Annotated in this window: 19 protein-coding genes; 1 reads left to right on the top strand and 18 read right to left on the bottom strand. The window is 40.3% G+C overall.

What is annotated here, in order from left to right:
* Positions 1-150 precede the first annotated feature (150 nt).
* The 18 genes from M2387_RS05230 to udk all read right to left on the bottom strand — a co-directional run bounded on the left by M2387_RS05230 (position 151) and on the right by udk (position 21,250).
* Entirely contained in the window at positions 151-2,082 is a 1,932-nt protein-coding gene (locus tag M2387_RS05230; protein ID WP_259047610.1) for an acyltransferase family protein, read from the bottom strand.
* 390 nt (positions 2,083-2,472) lie between these two features.
* Positions 2,473-3,639 carry a UDP-glucose 6-dehydrogenase gene (gene ugd, locus M2387_RS05235; protein ID WP_259047611.1) on the bottom strand — a complete coding sequence of 389 codons (1,167 nt, stop codon included), beginning with the start codon at positions 3,637-3,639 and terminating at the stop codon, positions 2,473-2,475.
* Positions 3,640-3,870: 231 nt separating this feature from the next.
* On the bottom strand, positions 3,871-5,283 hold the full coding sequence (gndA, locus tag M2387_RS05240) for an NADP-dependent phosphogluconate dehydrogenase (RefSeq protein WP_259047612.1): 1,413 nt from the start codon (positions 5,281-5,283) through the stop codon (positions 3,871-3,873).
* Between the two features lie 296 nt (positions 5,284-5,579).
* Positions 5,580-6,698, bottom strand: coding sequence for a glycosyltransferase family 4 protein (locus M2387_RS05245; RefSeq protein WP_259047613.1), 1,119 nt, complete (start codon positions 6,696-6,698; stop codon positions 5,580-5,582).
* 316 nt (positions 6,699-7,014) lie between these two features.
* Complete coding sequence (locus tag M2387_RS05250; RefSeq protein ID WP_259047614.1) at positions 7,015-7,905, bottom strand: ATP-grasp fold amidoligase family protein; 891 nt, start codon at positions 7,903-7,905, stop codon at positions 7,015-7,017.
* The gene (locus M2387_RS05255; RefSeq protein ID WP_259047615.1) at positions 7,898-9,028 is read right to left on the bottom strand and encodes a glycosyltransferase; all 1,131 of its coding nucleotides are present in this window, start codon (positions 9,026-9,028) and stop codon (positions 7,898-7,900) included. The genes M2387_RS05250 and M2387_RS05255 overlap by 8 nt, the downstream gene beginning before the upstream one ends.
* A complete protein-coding gene (locus M2387_RS05260; protein WP_259047616.1) occupies positions 9,009-10,001 on the bottom strand; it encodes a hypothetical protein in 993 nt (330 codons plus the stop codon). The genes M2387_RS05255 and M2387_RS05260 overlap by 20 nt, the downstream gene beginning before the upstream one ends.
* Before the next feature lie 4 nt (positions 10,002-10,005).
* Positions 10,006-10,998, bottom strand: a complete 993-nt coding sequence (locus M2387_RS05265; protein WP_259047617.1) for an EpsG family protein — start codon at positions 10,996-10,998, stop codon at positions 10,006-10,008.
* A 140-nt stretch (positions 10,999-11,138) separates the two neighbouring features.
* The gene (locus tag M2387_RS05270) at positions 11,139-12,371 is read right to left on the bottom strand and encodes an oligosaccharide flippase family protein (protein ID WP_259047619.1); all 1,233 of its coding nucleotides are present in this window, start codon (positions 12,369-12,371) and stop codon (positions 11,139-11,141) included.
* Positions 12,372-12,426: 55 nt separating this feature from the next.
* Entirely contained in the window at positions 12,427-12,969 is a 543-nt protein-coding gene (gene rfbC, locus M2387_RS05275) for a dTDP-4-dehydrorhamnose 3,5-epimerase (protein ID WP_259047621.1), read from the bottom strand.
* Between the two features lie 2 nt (positions 12,970-12,971).
* Positions 12,972-13,850: a glucose-1-phosphate thymidylyltransferase RfbA gene (rfbA, locus tag M2387_RS05280; protein ID WP_259047622.1), complete on the bottom strand. Its 879-nt coding sequence runs from the start codon at positions 13,848-13,850 to the stop codon at positions 12,972-12,974.
* Between the two features lie 47 nt (positions 13,851-13,897).
* Complete coding sequence (gene rfbD / locus M2387_RS05285; RefSeq protein WP_259047624.1) at positions 13,898-14,797, bottom strand: dTDP-4-dehydrorhamnose reductase; 900 nt, start codon at positions 14,795-14,797, stop codon at positions 13,898-13,900.
* Positions 14,794-15,882 (bottom strand): dTDP-glucose 4,6-dehydratase, encoded by a 1,089-nt coding sequence (rfbB, locus tag M2387_RS05290; protein WP_259047626.1) that lies wholly within the window; start codon positions 15,880-15,882, stop codon positions 14,794-14,796. The genes rfbD and rfbB overlap by 4 nt, the downstream gene beginning before the upstream one ends.
* A gap of 395 nt (positions 15,883-16,277) precedes the next feature.
* Positions 16,278-17,168, bottom strand: coding sequence for a UTP--glucose-1-phosphate uridylyltransferase GalF (gene galF / locus M2387_RS05295; protein ID WP_259047627.1), 891 nt, complete (start codon positions 17,166-17,168; stop codon positions 16,278-16,280).
* 344 nt (positions 17,169-17,512) lie between these two features.
* Positions 17,513-17,773, bottom strand: a complete 261-nt coding sequence (locus M2387_RS05300; protein WP_259047629.1) for a hypothetical protein — start codon at positions 17,771-17,773, stop codon at positions 17,513-17,515.
* A gap of 94 nt (positions 17,774-17,867) precedes the next feature.
* The gene (asmA, locus tag M2387_RS05305; RefSeq protein ID WP_259047630.1) at positions 17,868-19,706 is read right to left on the bottom strand and encodes an outer membrane assembly protein AsmA; all 1,839 of its coding nucleotides are present in this window, start codon (positions 19,704-19,706) and stop codon (positions 17,868-17,870) included.
* A gap of 111 nt (positions 19,707-19,817) precedes the next feature.
* Entirely contained in the window at positions 19,818-20,399 is a 582-nt protein-coding gene (dcd, locus tag M2387_RS05310; protein ID WP_259047631.1) for a dCTP deaminase, read from the bottom strand.
* Positions 20,400-20,608: 209 nt separating this feature from the next.
* Positions 20,609-21,250 (bottom strand): uridine kinase, encoded by a 642-nt coding sequence (gene udk / locus M2387_RS05315; protein WP_259047633.1) that lies wholly within the window; start codon positions 21,248-21,250, stop codon positions 20,609-20,611.
* A gap of 597 nt (positions 21,251-21,847) precedes the next feature.
* Between udk and M2387_RS05320 the strand changes: the two genes are divergently transcribed.
* Positions 21,848-25,192, top strand: a complete 3,345-nt coding sequence (locus tag M2387_RS05320) for a diguanylate cyclase (protein WP_259047635.1) — start codon at positions 21,848-21,850, stop codon at positions 25,190-25,192.
* The last annotated feature ends 105 nt before the right edge of the window (positions 25,193-25,297 follow it).

Below are 25,297 nucleotides of genomic sequence, written 5' to 3' on the forward strand. Positions count from 1 at the left end.
TCTCACTAGACATCAAAATAATCTTTTAGGGCAATGCTACTATCTTGAATTTATTATTTGTGAACTAATCAACATTATGGCTATCTATCTTTATGATATATTAAAATTCTTTGACTCCTAAAATACCATAATAATAAATTACATATCATCTTAATTGATTTTTTCCTGTAACTCTTTAAATTTTGTAGTTTTCTCAAAATATTTTGCTGATGACTTAGAACCCAATATACTCAAATGATCACCATCAATACTGTATGGATAACCTCGTTCAGTTAAATGATCGTTTGAATAAAGTTCATTTTCATTTAGGAAAATTACATTTTTGTATTTTTTTGAAATAATCTCAACTAATGAATTAGATTGTTTTCTAGAAGAGTCATAATCATCATTAATATAGTTAGATATATTAAAAGTCTTACTATTCCAAATGGAATTTTTATATAGATTGCCAATATTCCTACTAAAAGAATATGGAGAAGCCATAATTATTACTGGAATGTTAAGCTTATTTGCCTCAGCTAATAAAAAATCAAAACTGTTCATCTGATTCTTTTTGTTTACACTATCCCACATACCAGAAAAAATCAAATAATCGTACTTTTGCATATTTTCAGATAAATAGCCTCTGTTAAATTTACATTGTTCATATGCTGGTGATGATTTTCTACCTGTGAATTCATCATCTAATGCTGGGTAACACCAATTTGTTGTAACAGAATGAATCTGTGTCTCTAATTTTTTCCCAATAATATCCCAAAATGGAATGTTATGACCTGCAAACGAATCACCAAAAAGTAAAGCTTTATGTTTGAAATCCTTAGACTTACCAACATAACAATTAAGACCATTCTCTCCTACAGTAAGAGACCTAATCGTATCTATACTATAGAAACACCAACCGTTACTTGGTAATGGCATAGCGATATCCTTACTCTTAATATAATAATCTTGATTAGCCCTCCCAGGAAAACCATTAGTCAATATAATTAATGTAAAAACCAATGTTAATGAGATTGTGGTCATCATCAAAATAGCACAACTCTTTCGTGATGAGATATTTGTCAAATAACTACGAGTTGGTGTTTCAACAAAGCGATAACTCACCCAGCCTATAACAATAGAACTAGCAATCCCAGCCCCCAGAATAAAGCTATTGTTTTCCATACTGAAGTACAGTATAAAAAATATAATGGGCCAGTGCCATAAATAAATCGAATATGATGAACTACCAATAAATTGAAGTACATTAGGTTTTGTAAATATCGAGTTAACTCTATTCGATACTAAAATAAGCATAGAACCAAAAACCGGTAATGCAGCATTAATACCAGGCCATACGGTGGTAGAATCAAATATAATAAGACTTATTATAATAAGAGAAAATCCAGTAACCTCAATTAATTTTTTGAATATTTCGCTAATGATAATATTGCTAAAGTAAGCATAAACTAATCCACCAGCAAGCATCTCCCAGGCTCTAGTTGGAATTGTATAAAATGCCACCGTTGGTTTATACTGACTGATCTTATAAGAAAGAATCAATGATATAATGAAGCCTAATAAAATAACTAAATTAAGAATGCTTCTATCTTTTTTTATTTTACTTATACATAAGAGAACAATTGGAAGAATTATGTAGAATTGCCACTCTACCGATAGAGACCAAGTATGAAGGAGGATGTTATCATGAGCAGCAGGAGAAAAATACCCTCCAGATTCCTTCCAATAAAAGATATTTGATAAAAAAGTAATACTTGAAACTGCATGCTTGCCGTAAATTGTGTATTCTTCAGGGATTATTAAAAACCATCCTATTAAAGCCATTGTTAGCGTTAGCAACAATAAAGCCGGTATAATTCTAATTCCTCGAGCTAAATAAAATTTCCATATTGATAACTTTCCTTTGATAATACCGTCAGTAATAATTTTAGTCATCAAGTAACCAGATATTACAAAAAAAATGTCCACACCAATGAAGCCAGCGGAAAAGCCAACAATTTGAAAATGATAAAGGACAACTAAAAGTACGGCATAAGCTCTAAGCCCATTGATATCATAACGAAACCGATTTGTATTCAGCATTTTCAACCTTGCATGATGTTTTATAATAAACTTTGTTGTTTTAGTAATCAATTCTATTTTAATAGATAAAACTTACGGAACACTATAGAACGCCTAACCGTGTACTAGTTATTTTATATAAGACATTTGAGTTCTGCCTTAATAAGGTTAGTTTAATATTTGCAACATACCCCCTGGGAAAAATAAATTGTCTGTCGACAATAAATTTATTGATTAGAATCTTATATGATACGAATATCACTCCTCTAAACCAACACTGATGTTAACATGATCAATTGTTTTTTTATCTGATTGTATATTTCTGGCATAAAAAAAGCAGAAAATAAACAAAAAGCCTAGATAGCTAGGCTTTAAAAAGAATGACGAAAATATGCTTATATTTAATCGAAGTTAATCATTTCCGAATAGATCGCGAGTATAAACCTTATCAGCCACATCTAATAACTCTTCAGCCATACGATTCGAGATAATGACATCTGACTCTTGTTTAAATACATCCAAATCACGAACAACTCTGGAGTGGAAAAACTCATCTTCTTTCATCACTGGTTCATAAATAATAACCTGAACCCCTTTGGCTTTAATGCGCTTCATAATGCCCTGAATCGATGAAGCACGGAAGTTATCAGAGTCCGTTTTCATAATTAAACGATAAACGCCCACCACTTTAGGCTGACGCGACAAAATCGAGTCGGCAATAAAGTCTTTACGGGTACGGTTGGCATCAACAATAGCCGAAATCAGGTTATTGGGTACCGACTGGTAGTTAGCCAGCAGCTGCTTGGTGTCTTTCGGTAAGCAGTAGCCGCCATAGCCAAAGGAAGGGTTGTTATAGTGAGTTCCAATCCGAGGATCGAGACTAACCCCTTCAATAATCTGCTTACTATTCAGCCCCAGGCTTTCCGCATAGCTATCCAGCTCGTTAAAATAGGCAACGCGCATTGCCAGATAGGTATTAGCAAACAGTTTAATGGCTTCTGCTTCGGTTGAGTCAGTAAACAGAACATTGATATTCTGCTTAATAGCCCCTTCCTGTAACAGCGCGGCAAAACGCTCGGCACGCTCTGATCGCTCACCAATCACGATACGGGAAGGATGCAGGTTATCGTACAATGCCCGGCCTTCACGCAGAAACTCTGGCGAGAAGAACAGGTTATCGGTACCCAATTTTTCTTTCATACTCTGGGTGAAACCAACCGGGATAGTTGACTTAATCACCATCACCGCGGTTGGGTTAATAGCCATCACATCTTTAATCACCGACTCAACGCTATTGGTATTAAAGTAGTTGGTCTTAGGGTCGTAGTCCGTCGGGGTGGCGATAATCACATAATCCGCACCAATATAGGCATCTTCTTTATCTGTGGTTGCCCGAAAGTTAAGCGGTTTATTGGCCAGATAAGACTCAAGCTCTTTATCCGCAATAGGCGAACGCTTATTATTCAGCAATTCGACTTTAGCCGGGACAATATCTAACGCAACCACTTCGTGATTCTGAGCAATCAGAATACCGTTTGACAGACCTACGTAGCCGGTACCGGCAATAGCAATTTTCATTCTGTTCACTTATAAAATTAGGGGGATAGATAACATAAAGCTAACATCAATAATAACAATGACGATATTTAACGCCAGTTATTACTATATTTCAAGATGAGTAGCCTGAGAATGATATAGAAATGAATAACCATCACTGAGAAATATGAGATAGTAGATGATAATGTTATTTATTTCGATACGAAAAAATAGCCCGGCAAAGCCGGGCCTTATTGCAGCAAAATACTACTTCTAGTCTTGCAGCCACTCGGTGTGGAACACACCTTCTTTATCAGTACGCTTGTAAGTATGCGCCCCGAAGTAGTCACGCTGCGCCTGGATCAGGTTAGCAGGCAGGACCGCAGCACGGTAGCTGTCGTAGTAAGTGATTGCGGCAGCGAAGGTCGGTACCGGGATACCGTTCTGTACAGCGTAAGCCACAACGTCACGCAGCGCCTGCTGGTACTCATCAGCTATATTCTTAAAGTACGGTGCCAGCAGCAGGTTAGCAATCGCCGGGTTCTGCGCATAGGCATCGGTGATTTTCTGCAGGAACTGGGCACGAATAATGCAACCCTCGCGGAAAATCTTCGCGATTTCACCGTAGTTCAGATCCCAGTTGTGCTCTTCAGACGCAGCGCGCAGCTGAGAGAAGCCCTGTGCGTAAGAAACGATTTTACCCAGGTAAAGGGCGCGACGTACTTTCTCGCCGAACTCAGCTTTATCGCCTTCAACGGCTTTAACCTGTGGACCGCTCAGCACTTTAGAAGCAGCAACGCGCTGATCTTTCAGCGAGGAGATATAACGGGCAAAGACGGATTCGGTGATCAGTGACAGCGGCTCACCTAAGTCCAGTGAACTCTGGCTGGTCCATTTACCGGTGCCTTTGTTCGCGGCTTCATCCAGAATCACATCAACCAGGTAGGTGCCGTCTTCATCTTTTTTGGTGAAGATATCTTTGGTGATGTCGATCAGGTAGCTGCTCAGCTCGCCCTGGTTCCACTCGGTAAAGGTGGTTGCCAGCTCTTCATTGGACAGACCCAGACCGTGTTTCAGCAGGGAGTAAGCTTCTGCGATCAGCTGCATATCGCCATACTCGATACCGTTATGCACCATCTTCACATAGTGACCCGCGCCGTCCGGACCAATATAGGTCACGCATGGCTCACCGTCTTCAGCAACAGCAGCAATCTTGGTCAGGATCGGGGCAACCAGCTCATAGGCGTGTTTCTGTCCACCCGGCATGATTGAAGGCCCTTTTAATGCGCCCTCTTCACCACCGGAAACACCTGTACCGATAAAGTTAAAGCCTTCAGCAGACAGTTCACGGTTACGACGAATGGTGTCCTGGAAGAAGGTGTTACCGCCATCAATAATGATGTCGCCTTTTTCAAGGAAAGGTTTCAGGGAATCAATCGCGCTGTCAGTACCTGCGCCCGCTTTCACCATCAACAGGATACGGCGTGGGGTTTCCAGAGACTCAACAAACTCTTTAACCGTATAGTAAGGAACCAGTTTTTTACCCGGGTTCTCGGCAACGACTTCTTCGGTCTTATCGCTGGAGCGGTTAAAAATAGACACAGTATAACCGCGGCTTTCGATATTCAGCGCCAGATTGCGCCCCATTACAGCCATTCCGACAACGCCGATTTGTTGCTTGGACATTCTTTACTCCTGTCTGGTGATATCAATAGTTCTTATATTGAACTCACAAAAAATGTGATCCGTGTGGCAATAAAGATATCAAATGAAATATATGTCATGGTTCGTAAGAACTCCTGTATTTTAACTTTCATTAAAAGAAAACATGTACAATTCAAACCGTAATCTTATACGATAAAATAGAGCCATTTATTTATAATAGAAGTTCAAATTCATAAATTAACATTCAGAACAATTTGCACAGTATACAATCATTAAAATTAATTTTGACAGATTTTTTTAGAATGCTTAATATGAAATTAATTTTTATCGTTGAGACAATCCTTCACAGCAAGAAGATATTTATCAATAATGATTTTTTCATTGAATTCACGTGCCATTTTATTACGACTCGCCAGTCCCATCTCTAAACGCTCTTCATGGGACATCTGAATAATCAATTCCATAGCTGATACCAAACTTTCCGTCGAACGAGGCTGACACAAAAAACCGTTAACACCATGATCTACTGTTTCCCTACATCCTACATTATCAGTCGTCACTATCGGTTTGCCCATAGCGCCAGATTCAAGTAAAGACTTAGGAACCCCCTCACGATAATAAGAAGGCAATACCATGCAATCAACTTGAGCAATCTCTTGCTCTACGGTATCCGAAATGCCTAAATAGGTTACTATCCCCTCAGATACCCACGATTGCATTTCAGCTTCGGAAACAGCAGATGGATTGTTTACTCCCAAAAATCCAAGCAGTCGAAACTCAACCGACTGGTTATATTTTTGTTTTAATACTCTTGCAGCCTCAATATAGTGTCCGATACCTTTTTCATATAACATTCTAGCTATCAATAAAAATCGCACAACATTATCATTCGGAGCTGGACAAACTGTGAATCGAGTTAAATCAACCCCCGACCCTGGTAACCTATCAGTTATTTCTTTTCTAGTGTAACCACAGCTTAAAAAAATATTCCTGTCATCTTCATTTTGGAAAAAAATCTTAGTAGCATTTTTTTGGCTTATTTTATAAAGTAGCCTAGCTATTTTGGAAGAAATATTTTCCTCTATGAATAAAGTACCTAGACCTGCAATATTATTAATCGATTGTATTTTCAAATATGAAGCCGCTAGGGTGCCATAGATATTATTTTTGGGGGTAAAGTTAAGTATACATTGAATATGGTATTTCTTTAATATCTTATAAAAATTTATTATGGTTTTGACATCTTTAAAAGGATTAGTCCCTCCCTGATCAATATTTATATCTATGAATGTACACCCTAGTTTCTCTAACCGTTCTGAATACTCATCCATAGGTGAGATAGCCAGTACTTCATATCCATCATCGATAAGGCTTTTAATCGTATTCTGTCTAAAATTATAGAGATACCAACTGGTATTTGCAGTAATGGCAATCATTAAAAAAACCTATTTATTGTAGTGTACGGAATTTTATTTAATAAGCAGAAATATAATTCATGAAAAGCAATATAAACACTTACTATGTATCCTTGCCTAGGAATTTTTTCCAAGTCCTTTTCCTAGGATAAAAGACTTTACTTAAACATCTATCAGCATAAAGTATAATCATTTTATATTACAATTAGTTGATTATTAGCGTTAGACCAGAATAACATAGTTTCTAGAAACTCAACAATCATGAAAACCTTTGCTAGTTATCGAATCGAATACATACAAGTTAAAATACTACAGATTAAATCATAAACATCAATATTTAATAATTATATTCTCTCCATAAATTTCCTAACATTAAATCTGCATGCTTCGATGATATAGGCTCCCAACCACTACCATGGCAAAAGGTCATTTCACCAAAATAAATATGTCCGTCTATACTATACATATCAACCCTTACATATGAAAAACCATCAGATAACGTCTTGGCGAGATTAATTAACTTCTTAATATTCTGTGGAAAACAATAATTAGCATCAACCTTTTTATATTTTGGCTGAATATTAAAACTCTCGACCTCTAGACTTTCATTATATATAGATCGTTTATGGTCACTAAATCTATCAGTGTCAACTTGAATGAAAATATTTCGCTTTTCATTTATATCGTTGAAAATATGAATTTTATAGTCAGAAGGATAGCTTCCATCTTGATGTTTCATTAACCTCTCGATTATAATGCATGGCTTTTCTATATCATAAAACTCCTCATCAATTGCCTTGCCTATCTTTATTTTTAAATAAGAGTTAAATTGGATGCAGATTTTTTCTAAATCAAGTTTTGATTTATCTTCAACAATCAATACGTTTTCGCCACCACCACCATTACTAGTTTTAATTACAAATGAATTTGGATATTCGTTGAAATCATCAACTTTTAGAAAATTTTTTTTATCTATAATAGGAATCAAAAACTCATTGCCTATAGTTCTAGCCACATACTCTCTGACTACATATTTATCCACAAATGTGGAATATTTTATTGATTCATTATCAAATTTTCTTGCGATAATTTTTTCAGAAAATGTTTTTGGTGACTTGAGATTAAGAAAATATCCATGTACTATGTAAAATCTAATCCGGGTATAATTTTTTTTTCCTAAGATAAACCGAAGAGAATCTCTGATACAAGCTTTCAGTTTTTTATTCATAATTGCCCCCCTCAAATAAGGCTTTTTTATAATCATCAGCAATAACATCAATTAAAACTTTTGAAAGAAACTCATCTTTATTAACTTTAAATAATGAACGTAAAGTAGATGAATTCTCTTTTGCATATATTATTGCGTTTGAAGCACCAATTATATCGCCAACAGTAAATAATATACCTCGTTCAGCAATGTAAAACTCATTATGTTTTATTTTAACTTTTTTATAATTAGAAGAAAGGATTTCTTTAGGCCCAGAAATACAGTCAGCGTGAATAGGTATCGCATCACAAAATAAGGCCTCTACTAACGCATTAGGAAAACCTTCAGATTCGGATGTTGATAAATAAAACCCAAAATGCTTAATATATTTAAATGGATTTGGTGATCTACCGTGAATGAATACATTATTAATAGAATTTTTTTCTATTTTATCTTCGATAATATTTCGTAATGGACCATCTCCATACAAATGAAAGTTTATACCACTACAGAGCTTAGCTATTTTTAATATATCAAAGATGCGTTTAGATTGATTCAATCTACCTACAATCGCGATATTAGTTATAGCATCATCTGCCTTATCAAAATCATTCTTTTCATTTGCGAGTTCAACTATATTTTTTCCATCATATGGATTATAAATAACAGTATAATTCTTTGGTTTCCAACCAAATGTATTTTCAAAATCATCGATCATTTCATATGATTTAAAAATATGAAATGAGCTTCTTTTCAGGATAAATGAAAAAATAATTTTATATAACTGTCCCTGTGTCTTTTTTCTTTTAAAGAAACCGCTATAAGCAAAACAGTGCACAGCTTGGAATTTTAAATTCCACTTCAATATACTAGCAATTCCACATGCTAAAATTGATTTATTTAAGTGAGCCTGAACTATATCTGTTTTTTTTAATTTTAATAAAGAAAATAAGGTTAGGAAAAAAGAAAAAAGAGGGTTATGTTTGAAAAAACATTTATAATTTTTAGCCTCGCTTGTATAAAAATTTTTATCACTCATAGTCCATAAATGAGTCGTATCACGAATTGAAGGCATTGAAAATAAGCGAGAGACAACTCGTTCAGCTCCTCCTAGTCCTAAATCATTAATTAAAATTATTTTCATTACCACGGTTCCATTTATTTTCCATTACAGAGTTAATAATATTGTTTAAAATATATCCCGGCTCGTAGTTTTTCTTTAGCTCATCACTAACGATGATATATTCCATTGATAAAAAACACTCAATTTGTTTCTCAGATAAAGAATCGAAATCATCTATAATGAATATATTATTTTCATCATAGAACGGATATTCTCTGACACTTTCATTATTTGTTATTATTTTTTTATCACTAAGTAATGCTTCGATAACCCGCATTGTCAACCCAGTCTGTCCATCTTTTGTTATATCAATTATTACTTCGGATTGTAATAGAAAATCTAAATTTTCACGATAAGGTAACATTCTTATACTTTTGATAGGGTAAACTAAGTTCAATAATTTTTTGGTAATTGTACCTTTTTCTTTTAGTATTATTAAGTTTTTATATTTTTTGATTTTCTCATAAATTTTATCAACATATTTTTTACGTCCTTTATTTAAACCTAAAAAATAAAAATCATAAACTTTATCACGGCCTTTGTTTTTTAAAATATAGTCATAGCCAGAACAGTATTGATCATAATGATTTATATTTAGTCTTTTACTATCATTGAAATCAAATGTAAAAAAATAAATATGTGGTCTATTTAAAATAAATTCACGGTCGTTAAATGAATTTCTTATAATCATAATGTTATGTTTATTATACTCATTTACTATATCTGAAGCTAATTTCCCTATTACATTATCATTTAGTAAAATTATTGAATTTTCACAAAATTGATTGAAGTTAAAAACGTAATTCTTAATATATAGACCAAGTATAAATAAAGATATTTTTGGACTGAGTTTATTTATATTGATAATCATAATTTTCAACAGCCAAGGTATTCTTATACTTTTAACCTTGTGATATTTTCTTAACGACGCAATGTCAAGTTTAGAATAGTCATTATCAAAATCCATTGCAAAAATATCATATTCTTCATTCATTTGACTATAAGTTCTCCAATATATTTGACCATAAATCAAGCTGGATATTTCTGAATACAAAAGGTATTGAGTATAATATTGTAATTAAATAAAAGAACACTTTAGTCACGGTAGATCTGTTCTTAATATTAGTAGAGCAAAGTGTTAATAAAAACAAAAACTGACCAATTTGCATCAATCTAAATGAAGCAACAACAACAACTGGCGATAATAAAAATGATATATATAAAATCACAAACGATATATAAAACGTAATTTTATTAAAATCATCAATTTGCATTGCATCCATTTTTCTCATAATTACTTTCCAATACAATATGGAAGTAAGAACACAAATTAAAGGAGGAACAATTGCAAAAATGCTACCATTAATATTTAAATATGTTTGTGAGTTAGAGAATTGCGACAATAATAATTTACCCAATACAGGTATTGTTATTGTTAGTACAACAAATATTAAATACTTAAATCTGATGATAAATTTATTTACTATTTTTAGCGACAGTAAAAAAGGAACTATAATCGAAATATGTGATAACATAGCAATTGTGCTAAGAATTAAAAATTGCACCCTCCCATTATTATAATACGCAAGAGCTGCACCCAAAAAAGATAATCCAACCATGCTTCGGATAGCTGCATAGTCTAAACTTGGTGATAATAAAATTATATAAATAATCAAAAAATAAAAGACATGATCTTTTATCTTATTTAGGAAAAAGAGTTTACCTATAAAACCTAGGATAGATATTGTTAAAAATACATATTTATAATCATATTCATAAACTGGATTAATAACACCTACGATAAGCCCGAATAATGGATCTTTTGCAAGAAAAATTTTATCTATTAATGACTCCCCCTTCATCGTATTTCTAATCATAACAACATATTCTGAATAGTCAAAACTATCCGTTCTTAATCCAGTTATGATACTAAATATAAAAAGAAGTAATACACAAACTAGAATATATAAGTTATTTTTTTTGATCTTCATATGCAATTCATTTGTTAAATTAAAAAATTAATTATGCAGTATACAATTTAAATTAATGAAAAATACCAAATAGCTATTTCATTTAGTATATTTTTATTTACGAAATACTACTTCATAATTACATGGTAAGTAATGTGGGATTATAATAGTTTAATTTTCTTTGCAAACACAAATAATAGCAACAATAAAAACAACTCACTAAGCACTAATGAAATTGCAGCACCAATATATGAGTAATAATAGCATAAACATGTTGCAATAATAAGATTGAAAAAGCCAGTTGATATTATACACTTTGAATAAAGATTTGAGTATCCATTAGAAGTCAGTCCTAGTATTGCGATCAAATAATTCATCCCCCCAAACAAAAAACCTAGTGACATTATTTCAATTGCAAGTTTAACCTCAGTATTAAATACATTGCTTAGTAAATTAGAAAGAAAACCAGACATCATAAAAATAATTAATGATGAGAAACCATAAACCAAAATAATAATAAACGAATACTTTTTAGCAGTTTTTTTATAAAAATCTTTGTCCTGGTGTGATTTTTTTGAAAATATTGGGTAAAGAACATCGCCTACTACATTTTGTAGCATCTGAATTCCTCTTATTGCTTTTTCAGCAATGGAGTATACCCCGACTAAAGTGGGCGATGCAAAAAAGCCTAAAGCTAGAATATTGTAGTTTTTATATAGTCCAGATACCAACTTCGCCAAGAAGATTGAAAAACCATCTTTAATGTAGAATATTATTTGATCGAACTGAAAACAATATTTAAAGTTACATTTTATTTTTAGAAAATATGAGCCAAGTACTAAAGAAACAAAGGTTCCAGCAAAATATAAAAACTGAACCTTCCAAACATCATCTTCATCCCTAACGAAGTAAAAAATTAGCAGTGCAAATACCACTTTTGGTATTACATTACTAATCGATATATACTTCATTTCCTGTATACCTTGAAAATGCCATACAGGGAAAAAAGATCTAGCGACTATCATAGCTACAGAAAAAAAATAAACTAAAAAATTATCTTTTATGTAGTCAATGGCATAATAAGCTGGAATGGATATAATAATAATAATAGCTAATATCATTATTTTTATATTAATCACTGCGCTCGTAATTGATGACGTTTTTTTATTATCATCGGAGAACTTTGCTATATCTCTTGTGGCAGTGAGATTAAACCCATAATCTATAACAAGTTGAAAATAAGCTGCTATCGCAGTCATGACTGCGATCAAACCAACATTATTGATACCAATTTTTTTGACCAAAAATGGGATTAATAAAAGTGGAAGTATATAGTTTACAACTTGTAATACGCTAAGAGATGTTAGATTTTTTAAGAACTTTTTTCTAGACATATTGTTCCATTAGTATAATCAAATCAATGATCTAGACCCTATAAACATATTGAGCCTAGATATTATTCAATGATAACGGATGATTCCTATCTTTATCTGAAAGCAAAAAATCTTTTAATATATTAGGCCATTCTATATTTATTGCGATATCATTCCACATAATTCCCCTGTCACTTTCCGGATGGTAATAATTTGTTGTCTTATAAACAAATTCCGCTGATTCGCTTAATACTAAAAAACCATGAGCAAAACCTTCAGGAATCCATAGCTGACGTTTATTTTCTGCTGACAAATTAGCGCCAACCCATTTTCCAAATGTAGGTGATGATTTACGGATATCAACTGCCACATCAAAAACTTCACCAGCAACGCAACGGACTAATTTTCCTTGTGCGTAGGGCTCCGCTTGATAGTGCAACCCACGTAGCACGCCTTTACTAGATTTTGAATGATTATCCTGAACAAATTTGACTTTACGGCCAACAGCCTCTTCAAATATTTTCTGATTAAAACTTTCGAAGAAAAAACCCCGGTCATCGCCAAATACTTTGGGTTCAAAGATTAAAACATCAGGGATTTCTGTTTGAATAACATTCATTATTAATAACCCTTAATCATTTTTAGAAGATACTGACCATAAGCATTTTTCTTTAATGACTCGGCAAGTTTTTTAACCTGCTCCGCATCAATAAACCCTTTCCGGTAGGCAATTTCTTCCGGGCATGCAACTTTTAGCCCCTGCCGCTGTTCGATGGTAGCAATAAAATTACTGGCTTCAATCATACTCTCATGGGTCCCCGTATCCAGCCATGCATAGCCACGCCCCATCATCGCAACAGACAGGCGCCCTTGTTCAAGATAGATGCGGTTAATATCGGTAATTTCTAACTCACCGCGCGCAGATGGCTTGAGATTTTTTGCCATCTCAACTACATCATTATCGTAGAAATAAAGCCCTGTAACTGCATAATTACTTTTAGGTTCTAGTGGTTTTTCTTCCAGGCTTATTGCCGTTCCTGCTTTATCGAACTCAACCACACCATAGCGCTCAGGATCATTAACATGGTAGGCAAATACCGTTGCTCCATCACCTTTACTGATTGCTAACTCCAGCTGTTTTGGCAGGTCATGACCATAGAAAATATTGTCACCGAGTACTAAGGCACAATTATCAGAGCCAATAAACTCTTCACCCAAAATAAAGGCCTGAGCAAGTCCATCAGGACTGGCCTGAACTTTATATTGAAGATTTAATCCCCATTGGCTCCCATCACCCAGCAGTTGTTCAAAGCGCGGAGTATCCTGGGGGGTACTGATAATTAAAATATCTTTAATACCCGCCAGCATCAGTGTGGTAAGCGGGTAATAAATCATCGGCTTATCATAAATAGGCAATAACTGTTTACTGACAGCCATTGTTACTGGATAAAGACGAGTCCCGGAACCACCAGCGAGGATAATACCTTTACGTGTTGTCATGTTTTCTCTTCTATTTATTACCCAAAGGTGGGTGTTTATTCTAATGATTAATTATTTTGTATAGCGAAGAGTTCCGCCAGCATACGTTTCACGCCAACATCCCAGTCAGGCAAGACTAAATCAAAATTCCTCTGAAATTTTTCAGTATTTAAACGTGAATTGTGAGGACGTTGTGCAGGTGTCGGATAGGCCGTTGTTGGCACAGCATTCAATGTCGTTAATGCCAGTTCCATTCCCGCTTCACGTGCTTCAGCAAAGACTAATGCAGCATAGTCATACCAGGTTGTTGTTCCAGAGGCAACAAGGTGATACAGCCCGGCAACTTCAGGCTTATTTTTCGCGACACGTATAGCCTGCGCGGTGCAATCAGCAAGAAGTTCAGCACCGGTTGGGGCACCAAACTGATCGTTGATTACTGCCATTTCAGCTCTGTCTTTAGCCAGACGAAGCATAGTTTTAGCAAAATTATTGCCCTTGCCGGCATAAACCCAGCTAGTACGGAAAATAAGATGATTAGCACAGTACTTCTGTAAGGCTTGTTCGCCTGCTAATTTACTTTTGCCATAAACATTTAATGGGGCAGTAGCATCTGTTTCTTTCCAAGGGGTATTACCATTACCAGGGAATACATAATCTGTCGAGTAGTGAATAACCCATGCACCAATTTCATTTGCAGCTTTAGCAATAGCCTCGACACTTCCCGCATTCAATAGATAAGCAAATTCAGGTTCTGACTCGGCTTTATCTACTGCGGTATGAGCAGCAGCATTAACAATCACATCGGGCTTAATACTGAGGATAGTTTCAGCAATCCGGTCTGGATAACGAAAGTCTCCGCAATAGTCAGTAGAATTAGCATCCAGTGCAATAAGATTACCTAATGGGGCTAACGCACGTTGTAATTCCCAGCCAACCTGACCAGTTTTGCCGAATAACACAATATTCACGCTTTACGCTCCGTATAATTCTGCTCAATCCACGTCTGGTAGGCACCGCTTTTTACGTTAGCCACCCACTGCTGATTGCTAAGATACCATTCCACTGTTTTTCGAATACCCGTTTCGAAGGTTTCTTGTGGTTTCCAGCCCAGTTCACGGCTGATTTTATCTGCGTCGATTGCATAGCGACGGTCATGTCCCGGTCTGTCTGTGACATACGTCAACTGGTCACGGTATGACCCTTGCTTCGGAACTATTTCATCCAGCAGGTCGCAGATGGTATGCACAACCTCGAGATTCTTTTTCTCGTTATGACCACCAATATTGTAGGTCTCCCCTACTTTTCCCTGGGTCACTACGGTATAGAGCGCACGGGCATGATCTTCCACATAGAGCCAGTCACGGATTTGATCCCCTTTGCCATAAATTGGCAGCGGTTTACCTTCCAGTGCATTTAATATCACCAGAGGGATAAGTTTTTCCGGGAAATGGTAAGGACCGTAGTTATTAGAACAGTTGGTTACCAGCGTTGGAAAACCATAAGTACGTAACCAGGCACGTACTAAGTGATCGCTGGAAGCTTTTGAAGCTGAGTAAGGGCTGCTTGGTGCGTAGGCCGTTTCTTCAGTAAATAATGGCAGCTCACTTCCCGCAGGGACTTCATCCGGATGCGGCAAGTCACCATATACTTCATCGGTAGAGATATGGTGAAAACGGAAAGCCGCTTTCTTGTCAGTCGTTAATTCCGCCCAGTAGTTACGGGCAGCTTCCAGCAGAATATAGGTGCCGACAATATTACTTTCAATAAAGGCCGCAGGCCCAGTAATAGAGCGATCAACATGGCTTTCAGCGGCAAGGTGCATGACTGCATCGGGTTGATGCTCTGCAAAGATGCGCGCCATCGCGGCTGCATCACAGATATCTGCCTGTTCAAAAGCATAGCGCTCGTTGCTGTCGATAGTTGCCAGTGACTCAGGATTACCTGCATAAGTCAGTTTATCAACATTAACTACTGAATCTGAGGTCTGATTAATAATATGACGAACCACTGCAGAGCCAATAAACCCCGCTCCACCCGTAACAAGAATTTTCACTTAAACAATCTCTCTTTATATTTGGTTTAATATGTTCCCGTTATACTGTCTATTATCCGGGTATTATCTTTATTCGGGACTAATATCAGATGAAATGGTTCAACTCAGTTCAGACATTACTGACACGCTACCGCCCCTGGCTCAACAGCTACCAGTGCACTGTACCGCTTTGTCTGTTTTATTAGCCCTATAAATAGTGCAGGTTATCACTCGTCTTGATGTGACAACTGATATCTATATAAGACTAAAGTTTTCCCACATATCGCCGATAAACATATGACGATTTCATTAAATTTAAGTCGAAAAAAAACGGCAGTTCGCATCTCAGTCAAGTACTATCAGGACGCATAACTACCGTTGTCTGTCTCTTCTCTACCCTCTGCCTTACCTGAAAATCAGTCTAACAGCGTCAGCAGATGTTCGCGGAATTTCCGCCCTTCTTTACGGTTACGCAGTCCGTACTGAACAAAGGCCTGCATATATCCCAGTTTCCTGCCGCAGTCGTAGCTTTCGCCGGTCATCTGCATGGCTTCTACTGGCTGGCTTTGATTTAACTCAGAGATGGCGTCAGTGAGCTGGATACGCTCCCAGGCACCTGGCAGGGTTTTCGCGAGTATTGGCCAGATATCGGCAGACAGTACATAGCGGCCCACGGCCATTAAGTCGGAGTTCAGGATCTGCGGTTGGTCTGGTTTTTCCACAAAGTCGACAATACGGCTGATATCCGCTTCGTTGACTAATGGTTTCTGTGTGGTGATAACAGAGTACTCAGATAAGTCGCCTTCCAAGTGTTTTGCCAGAACCTGGCTGCGCTGGGTTTCATGGAAACGCTCAATCATGGCAGCAAGGTTATAACGCAGCGGGTCAGCGCTGGCGTCATCGATAATCACGTCAGGCAGTACTACAACAAAAGGATTCTGACCGATGATGTGGCGTGCGCACAGGATGGAGTGGCCCAGGCCTAATGGCTGTGGCTGGCGCACGTTCATAATGGTCACGCCCGGCGGGCAGATAGACTTCACCTCGGCCAGTAACTGGCGTTTTACGCGCTGTTCCAGCAGAGTCTCTAATTCGTATGAGGTATCAAAGTGGTTTTCAACCGCATTCTTTGATGAGTGGGTGACCAGCACAATCTCTTTGATGCCAGCAGCGACGATTTCATCAACAATATATTGAATCATCGGTTTATCAACGATTGGTAGCATTTCTTTAGGGATAGCCTTAGTCGCTGGTAACAGCTGCATACCCAATCCCGCTACCGGGATCACCGCTTTTAAATTCGTCATTTGTCATCCCACTTTGTAATTAACGAAAGATTATAATCATTTCGTGTTTCGATGCCAGTAACAATTCACAGAATACTCATACAAAAAATGACTCTCAACCCTTGAACGCCGGATAGTGTTTATTTCATCTACACTTAGAGCACAATTTTTTTATCGGTCATTGATAATTTAGCGTTCATTATCTGAACTTCATCTTGCTGTCATATTTAAAATATAACACTGGAAGATGCCATTAAGTCAGAGTTTCATATCAGCAGTGTGTTAATGACAGTTTTTTATATTATAAACTGAAATGTAAGTTATTTTTCATATAGATAGCAAAACCAAGGGCTCGCGCTTATATTTTAAGAATAGTCCGGAGTTATAAATCGCGCTAGCAATTTCATCTGGCAACTAAGATTAGCAATTAAAATTTCTTTGTATCTGGCGCTGAGTGGCAGAGAACAGTTTTTTGAGGCTGGCTGTTCTGTTTCATAAATATAGTTTTTGCCAGCGCCTGCCTGGTGCGCAATACCAGGGAATAGTCCTGGATATTGTTTTTTCGTTTTCTGACGATAAGAACAGTCTGCTTTTATTTTTTCCGGCGCTATTTTCAGATATTCCATGAGCATTAGGATAATTCTTAATAGCTTATAAAAAGGCCGTCAGAATCTGGTGACGGCCTTTTTTATTATTGCGAGTCCAGAGTACGACCAGGCGCTAAAAATCGTTCAGCAGGCGTTTGAGGTCATCAACGCCTTCCCGCTCTACCCGGTTGTCCAACCACTGGTTGACGCGCTGTTTTACTTCGCCTTGCAGCAAGTCACGCAGTACCTTGTCTATCGGCAGGCTGTAGCTCAGTTGCTGCCACGGGCCGTAAACCCGCAGAGGAATGTAAGCGCCTTCCAGCAGCTGAATCAGTTTATTGTTACTGCCCTGCCAGCCATTCACTCTGACTTTGAACATCACATCACAGACCTCATTGACGATGTTCAGGGTACCGCTGCCGGTTAAAGCCAGAATACGCGACTTACCGGACATAGAGTTAAGCTGTAAATTGCCGTTATTTAAACGCACCTGAGCGCTCAGGCTGTCCAGTGCGGTAGTATTTTCGTCATTACCGAGAATAGAAATGCCGTTTGCAGAGCGACTCACGGCCTGCTGGATCAGCTGCTGAAAGTTCATCCCCTGGAGCAACGCCTGAGTCAGGTTGATTTGCGCATTGCCCTGCCAGTTTTCACGGAAGGCACTTGCCGTCAGGGCATTACCGCTCAGTGTTCCGTTCAGGGATAACAGACCGGTGACCACCACCGGATAGTTAAAGGCGTTTAAAATCGTGCCAATTTCAATCTGATTAAGCTGCGGCTGGAAACTGTACACCGGTTTCGCACCGCGGACATCAAGGGAGCCTGGCAGAGATAAATTACCGTTACCTATCTGGCCATTCAGCGTCTCAATCTTCAGCAAGCCTTTACGGTTGCTCAGCGCGGTCTGGAGCCCGGTGATATTGAGGCCGCGCCACTGGAGCGTATCGGCGATAAGACTGATATCTGCCTGTGTGGTACGTAGTGTCTGGTAATCAGGCTCAGGGTGTTCCGCTATCACAGGCCGGGGGGGATTAGTGACTACCGCCGCGGCGCTATTACGGTTATCCGCCATCAGCAGGTTATCAATATTCAGTTTCTGTGACTGCAGATTAACCGCCAGTACTGGCGCATCGCTCAGGGTATAGCTTATCGCACCTTTCACATCACTATCGTTGGCGGTAAACCGGGGGATATTCAGGTCGAATTTTTGGGGCTGTGCGCCGTCTTCTTCCTGCCAGTGCAGGGAAAATTCGCCGTTCCCTTTAATGCCATCCGCCAGTAAACCCGCGCCCTGAAGCTGATAATCGAACGATGACACTTTAGCAATTAGCTGCTGAGGGTAATCACTGAGGTCAACATCAGCCTGCAGTGAAAAGGTTAAATCCCGCTGATCGCGGGTAATACGGCTGCTCAGTTCGATTTGCGCTTGTTTGCTTTCGTCCTGTTGCAGATCAAGATTGATATTACGGACGGTAATCTGTTCTTTGTCAGCCCGCTGGAACACCAGCACGCTGTCAACAACCCGGAGTTTATCAATAGCAAATGCCCAGCCTTTGCTGGTCGGTGAGGAAGAATAGCTGCCTTCCGGTGCTACAGGGGAATTTGCCGGACGCTGGGACTGGCTCTCGGGGATAAGCTGTACCACCGCGTCTTTAACCATCACCTGCTTCACCTGAAGCTGATGTGACAGTAGTGGATACAGTGCAACATCAAGGCGCATATTTTCAGCGCTGACAATAGGCTGGCTGGCACCGGGTGCAGTTAATGACATCCGCCCGGATAAAATACTGAGCTGGGGCCAGACGTGCCAGCGCAGAGGGCCTTCGATATTAAGCTGATAGCCGCTACGGTCTTCGACTTGCTGTACCATCCAGCCACGGAAATCATTGGGGTTAACCAATAAAATCAATGCCGAAAGGCCCGCAACTACCACCACGAGCAAAATCATCAATGTGGTCAGGAGTCGTTTCATAGCATCCTCAGAACGATGATGAACAGGTTTATACCCTTGGGTATAGCGCTTATCTTAGTTCAAATTGCCGATAATGGTAATAAAGACTAAAAAGATAAGCTTCTGTTGTCATTAGTCTTTATCTATGCGGCTAGCGACAGCGCCTTGCTGATCACGGTACTTGGCATCCTGGCGGCGGTTATATGGCCGGGCCGCGGGTCCGCTCAAGGGCTCAAAGCTGAGCGCGCCGATCAGCATGCCAGGGCGTAAAGCCAGGGGCAGCTTACCTGAGTTATAGAACTCTAACACGATACAGCCATGCCAGCCGGGATCAATACGGTGCGCCGTGACATGCACCATTAAACCGAGCCTGGCAAGCGAGGAACGGCCGTCTAACCAGCCGACTAAATTGGCCGGAATAGTGACTGACTCCAGGGTGACGGCCAGCGCCAGCTCGCCCGGGTGGAGGAAAAAGGCCTCGCCCTCGGCAAGCACGATTTCTTCGCTCATTACACGTTCAAGCGCCGCGCTGACTTCGTTTTTGGGACCACTCAGGTCGATAAAAGGGGCGGTATGACCGCTAAAAGTCCGGAATTTATTGCCCAGACGCACATCAACTGTGGCACCACTAATGCGTTCAACCGGAGGACGTGGCGTAATAGTTAAACGGCCATCGTCCAGCCAGGCTTCAATATCTGTGTCACACAAACGCATTATGGGCTCTCCTTATCAAATTTAATCAACCGTCAGTCAAAGGGCGTTATGCCCCCCAGGTTGTCCGGATATTACCTATACCCGTCATACTTCAAGTTGCTTGGGTGTTGCCGGCGCTCAGGCCGCGAATCACATAGTTATCTATGCTCATCGACGGCCTTCTCTTTGCGCCTGGGAGCAACTCGAATTATTTTGGGTATATATCTCTGTTATTCAAAAAACTGAGAAATCTTCGCTTTCAGGATATCAATGGCAATACGGTTTTTCCCACCGCGCGGCACAATAATATCGGCATACTGCTTCGATGGCTCAATAAATTGCAGGAACATCGGCCGTACGGTTTTCTGGTACTGAGCCATTACCGAGTCCATTGAACGCCCGCGCTCGTTAACATCACGCTTCATTCGGCGCATCAGACAAATATCCAGCGGCGTATCAACGAAGATAGAAAAGTTCATCTCCTGACGTAACCGGGCATCGGTCAGCAGCAAAATGCCTTCGAGGATAATCACCTTTTTAGGCACCAGATGAATGCTTTTTTCCATCCGCGTGTGTTCTACATAGCTGTAGACCGGCAGTTCAATCGCCTGACCCGATTTGAGCATTTGCAAATGCTGGAATAACAGGTTGTGATCCATGGCGCTGGGATGGTCGTAATTGGTCTTGACCCGCTCTTCCATCGACAGATGGCTTTGGTCTTTATAATAACTATCTTCCGGAATGACACCTATGTGCTCATCACCTACTTGTTCACGCAGTTCTCTATAGAGTGTACTGGCAATAAGGCTTTTCCCTGAAGCCGATGCGCCGGCTATTCCTATAATGACGCATTGATGAGACTGTTCAGTCATGTTTTTACGGCCTGAATACAAAAGTTATATGGGAGGATGCGCTATACCCGTCATACTTCAACTTGCTTGGGTGTTGCCTGCGTTCAGCCAGCCGAATTACATAGTTTGTCTATGCTCATCGCCTGTCTGAACTTGGCGCCTACAAGCAACTTGAATTATTTGGGTATATACCCGTCATACTTCAGTGAGCGGGATATCTACGCTAAACGCCGCAAGTATAGGGTTAACAGCTAGCTGATACCAGTCCGTTGCCGGGCATATTTACCATAAAATGCCGGAATACCCTTTTTTTCTTACTCTCAAGCCTTCTTGCTTTAAGCTGCCTGAACGGGATAAACATCGCAAATTATTTCGGACATAAAGGGTATATTTAACAAAACGTTCGTATGAATTATAAAAAGTTTGTACTAGCATATAACCCGCCAAGCTTAAGTTACCTGGATGTGACTGTCGTGAAACGCGTTAAATTACAGTGTCTGTCTATGCCTGAAGGTGCCCTTTGCGTTGTACCTGATAGTCATTTTAATGCGTTAGAGTCTCGTTTAAATTCTTTTTTATTTACTTCGCCCGGGCCTGTAGCCTGGCGTATGGGCAGTAATGAAGCAAAACAATAAACCAGCAATATTCGCACAGAGTTCGCTGACACTATTGCTCAGCCTGGGGCTCCTCAGCTTTATTTTCACCCTCTATACGCGCACGCTGACGGACGGCTACGCGGCAGTAGCTCCGCTGTGGTTAGTCACCGGATTAATGATGGCGGCCTTCTATCGCAACCCCATTAACCTCTGGCCTTATATTGCACTGGTCTGCGCGACGGGCTGCTTTATTGCCAGCGGCCTCTGGCATAACCTGAGCCTGGTCTCTTTTACTTTCACCCTTATTAATGTCATTGAAGCGCTGGCAGGCGCATTACTGTTACGCCGCTTGCTGCCCGCCGATAACCCCTTAGCCAGCCTCAACGACTGGGGTAAAATGCTGCTCTGTGGCACGGTTATCCCGTCGGTGCTTGGCGGAATACTCGCAAGCCCTCTCGCCGGTGCTATCGATCTGTCTGCAATAAAATTATTCTCAATCTGGGTTTCGGCAGATGCAGTGGGAATTCTGGCATTTTTACCTATTGGTCTGCTATTTAAGCCCTCGGCATTGCCTCAGAGTTATCACCTGCAGTGGCTGACGGAGAGCGCTATCACTCTGGCCGTCACCTTATTACTGGGGTATTTAGCGCTGAGCTACCTGCCCTGGCCGTTAACCTTTATCATCGTTATCTTAATGTGGAGTGCAATCAGGTTACCCAGACTGCACGCCTTTATGCTGTTTTTTGCCACCGTGATTATCATGTCCACCGTAATTGCAACCGGCTATTTTTCACTCGACACGGTCAAACATAGCGCCAGTTCCAGCGTGCTTGCTTATACCCCCTGGCTGCCGTTCCTGATGTTACTGCTCCCGGCCAATACCATGACCATGGTGATGTATGCCTTCAGGGAAGAGCGTAAATTAATTGCCGCCAGTGAGACCCGGTTTCGTAATGCGATGGAATATTCCGCAATCGGAATGGCCCTTGTCTCGCCGGAAGGAAAATGGCTTCAGGTCAATCAGTCTTTATGCCGTTTTCTGGGGTACTCATCTAACGAATTACTGGCGTTAACTTTCCAGCAGATTACCTGGCCGGGCGATTTAAAAAGTGACCTCGAAAAACTGGAAAAACTGGCTACCGGTGAAATCAACAGTTATTCGATGGAAAAACGTTATTACACCAGCGAAGGAAATGTCGTCTGGGCGCTGCTTACCGCCTCCGTAGTACGAGACGCGGACGGTGAACCGCTTTATTACATCGCCCAGATTGAAGATATCAATGAGCTGAAGCATAGCGAACAGGTTAATCGGCAGTTGATGGAGCGTATTACCCTGGCTAACGAAGCGGGCGGCGTCGGGATCTGGGAGTGGGATGTCATCGATAACTCCCTGAACTGGGATAAGCGGATGTATGAACTCTATGATGTTCCACCGCATACTCCCCTGACTTACACCGTCTGGCTGCAATGTGTAGTGGAAGAGGACAGAGCCGCTCTCGATCTGTTTGCCCAGCGCATTGCTAAAAATAATGAGCATTTCAAACAAGAGTTTCGTATTCAGACCTCAGAGGGTATTCGCCATATCCGTTCATTTGCCAATCGCGTGCTGGCCAGAAATGGCGAGACAGAGCGCTTTTTAGGCATCAATATGGATATGACCGAGGTAAAAGAGCTCAATGAAGCCCTTTACCAGGAAAAAGAGCGTCTGCATATCACCCTCGACTCTATCGGTGAAGCGGTGATTTGCACCGACGTTCAGATGAAAATCACCTTTATGAACCCGATTGCGGAACGCCTCAGCGGCTGTTCCCATAAAGACGCGTTAGGCCTGCCGATCCAGAGCGTGCTGCATATTACCCTCGGGGATACCGGGCCAATTCTGACGGATATTTATAACGGCATATTCTCACACCCGCTGATTGAGCAGGATATGGTGCTGCATTCGCGCCATGGCGATCACTATGATATTCATTACAGCCTGACGCCACTGACCACCCTTGATGGCCATAATATTGGCTCGGTGATGGTTATTCAGGATGTCACTGAGTCGAAGAATATGCTGAAGCAGCTAAGTTACAGTGCTTCCCATGACAGCCTGACCCAGCTGGCTAACCGCTATAGTTTTGAAAATCAACTGCGGCAGTTACTGCAAGAGGCCATCGAGCATCGTCAGCAGCATGCGCTGGTATTTTTTGACCTCGACCGTTTTAAAGCCGTCAATGACACCGCGGGCCATGCTGCCGGAGATGCCCTGCTGCGGGAACTCTCCGCCATGGTACTCAGTATGCTGCGTACCGGCGATCTGCTGGCCCGTTTAGGCGGGGATGAGTTCGCGCTGATACTGCCAAACTGTTCTATCGACAATGCGTTCCACATTGCCGAGGCGATTATTCGTAATATTAATCACTATGATTTTGTCTGGGAGGGGGTGCAGTACCGGATTGGTGCCAGCGCCGGGATAACCCGTATTAATAGTGATAATGCCGTGGCGGAGGAAGTGTTATCCCAGGCGGATCTTGCCTGTTACGCCTCAAAAAATAGCGGACGCGGCCGGGTTACTGTCTATGACCCACATCAGCTCCAGGCTTCAGCGGGGAATAACAGCCTGCAGATAAAAGAAATACGCGAGATTATTCATCAGAATCAGATAATGATTGTTGCCCAGTCTATTGCCCCGGTACGGGTCTCGGCGACCACCAGCTTCTATTTCTTATCCCTGCGTTTCTGGCGCAATAACTCAGAAGTCATTAATGAAGAGACGCTCAGATCCCAGTTACAAGACCCGGGATTACAGTACGATTTAGATCTGCGGGTGATTAAAGAGTTCTTTAGTCGCTTTGCCGGCACACTGACCTGTAAAGGCTTTGGGGTGACGCTGCCCATTTCAGCGGTAGGACTCTCAAGTAAAAGCTTAGTCAATGAACTGCTGAATGCCTTGGCCAAATATAAAATGCCAGCCCGTTTGCTGCATTTATCCATTTCCAGCGAAGTCCTGTCTCATGCCTCGACCCAGTTGAATGATAATCTGCAGAAGCTCAAACAGGCAGGGTGTAAGCTACTGATTAGCCATGTTAATCGTGCACCTGAAATGTTAAACACCGTGAATCGTCAGTTATTTGACTATGTGGTGATTGACTCCGAGCTGATGGTGAATATTCACGAAAATGTGATGAATGAAATGATGGTGTCGATTATTCACGGCCACGCGCATCGCCTGTCATTACGTTCGATCGCCGGGCCTGCTGAAACTCAGGCGCAGTTCGATGCTGTCTCGGCACTGGGCATTGACTTAATGTTTGGTGAATCTGTGTCCCCTGCTCAGCCGCTGGACTCACTGCTCAGTCATAGCTACTTCGCGATTAATTAAATCCTTATTCTGGCATGCCCTTGCTGGTGTCATCCGTCGTCAGTCCCTGGCTGGCGACGGTTCATGATGCGCTCCGCGCTGACTTATCCCTGACATTCTCTTTTA

The organism is Klebsiella sp. BIGb0407 (assembly GCF_024807845.1).
Taxonomy (GTDB): Bacteria; Pseudomonadota; Gammaproteobacteria; order Enterobacterales; family Enterobacteriaceae; genus JGM124.

What these genes read in the sequence shown, in the direction of transcription:
- M2387_RS05270 (WP_259047619.1), bottom strand. Translation starts at nt 12,371, where the DNA reads ATGTCTAGAAAAAAGTTCTTAAAAAATCTAACATCTCTTAGCGTATTA.
- M2387_RS05255 (WP_259047615.1), bottom strand. Translation starts at nt 9,028, where the DNA reads ATGAAAATAATTTTAATTAATGATTTAGGACTAGGAGGAGCTGAACGA.
- udk (WP_259047633.1), bottom strand. Translation starts at nt 21,250, where the DNA reads ATGACTGAACAGTCTCATCAATGCGTCATTATAGGAATAGCCGGCGCA.
- M2387_RS05260 (WP_259047616.1), bottom strand. Translation starts at nt 10,001, where the DNA reads ATGAATGAAGAATATGATATTTTTGCAATGGATTTTGATAATGACTAT.
- M2387_RS05230 (WP_259047610.1), bottom strand. Translation starts at nt 2,082, where the DNA reads ATGCTGAATACAAATCGGTTTCGTTATGATATCAATGGGCTTAGAGCT.
- M2387_RS05250 (WP_259047614.1), bottom strand. Translation starts at nt 7,905, where the DNA reads ATGAATAAAAAACTGAAAGCTTGTATCAGAGATTCTCTTCGGTTTATC.
- M2387_RS05265 (WP_259047617.1), bottom strand. Translation starts at nt 10,998, where the DNA reads ATGAAGATCAAAAAAAATAACTTATATATTCTAGTTTGTGTATTACTT.
- rfbA (WP_259047622.1), bottom strand. Translation starts at nt 13,850, where the DNA reads ATGACAACACGTAAAGGTATTATCCTCGCTGGTGGTTCCGGGACTCGT.
- rfbC (WP_259047621.1), bottom strand. Translation starts at nt 12,969, where the DNA reads ATGAATGTTATTCAAACAGAAATCCCTGATGTTTTAATCTTTGAACCC.
- ugd (WP_259047611.1), bottom strand. Translation starts at nt 3,639, where the DNA reads ATGAAAATTGCTATTGCCGGTACCGGCTACGTAGGTCTGTCAAACGGT.
- M2387_RS05300 (WP_259047629.1), bottom strand. Translation starts at nt 17,773, where the DNA reads ATGGAATATCTGAAAATAGCGCCGGAAAAAATAAAAGCAGACTGTTCT.
- galF (WP_259047627.1), bottom strand. Translation starts at nt 17,168, where the DNA reads ATGACGAATTTAAAAGCGGTGATCCCGGTAGCGGGATTGGGTATGCAG.
- gndA (WP_259047612.1), bottom strand. Translation starts at nt 5,283, where the DNA reads ATGTCCAAGCAACAAATCGGCGTTGTCGGAATGGCTGTAATGGGGCGC.
- dcd (WP_259047631.1), bottom strand. Translation starts at nt 20,399, where the DNA reads ATGCGTTTGTGTGACACAGATATTGAAGCCTGGCTGGACGATGGCCGT.
- M2387_RS05245 (WP_259047613.1), bottom strand. Translation starts at nt 6,698, where the DNA reads ATGATTGCCATTACTGCAAATACCAGTTGGTATCTCTATAATTTTAGA.
- asmA (WP_259047630.1), bottom strand. Translation starts at nt 19,706, where the DNA reads ATGAAACGACTCCTGACCACATTGATGATTTTGCTCGTGGTGGTAGTT.
- M2387_RS05320 (WP_259047635.1), top strand. Translation starts at nt 21,848, where the DNA reads ATGAAGCAAAACAATAAACCAGCAATATTCGCACAGAGTTCGCTGACA.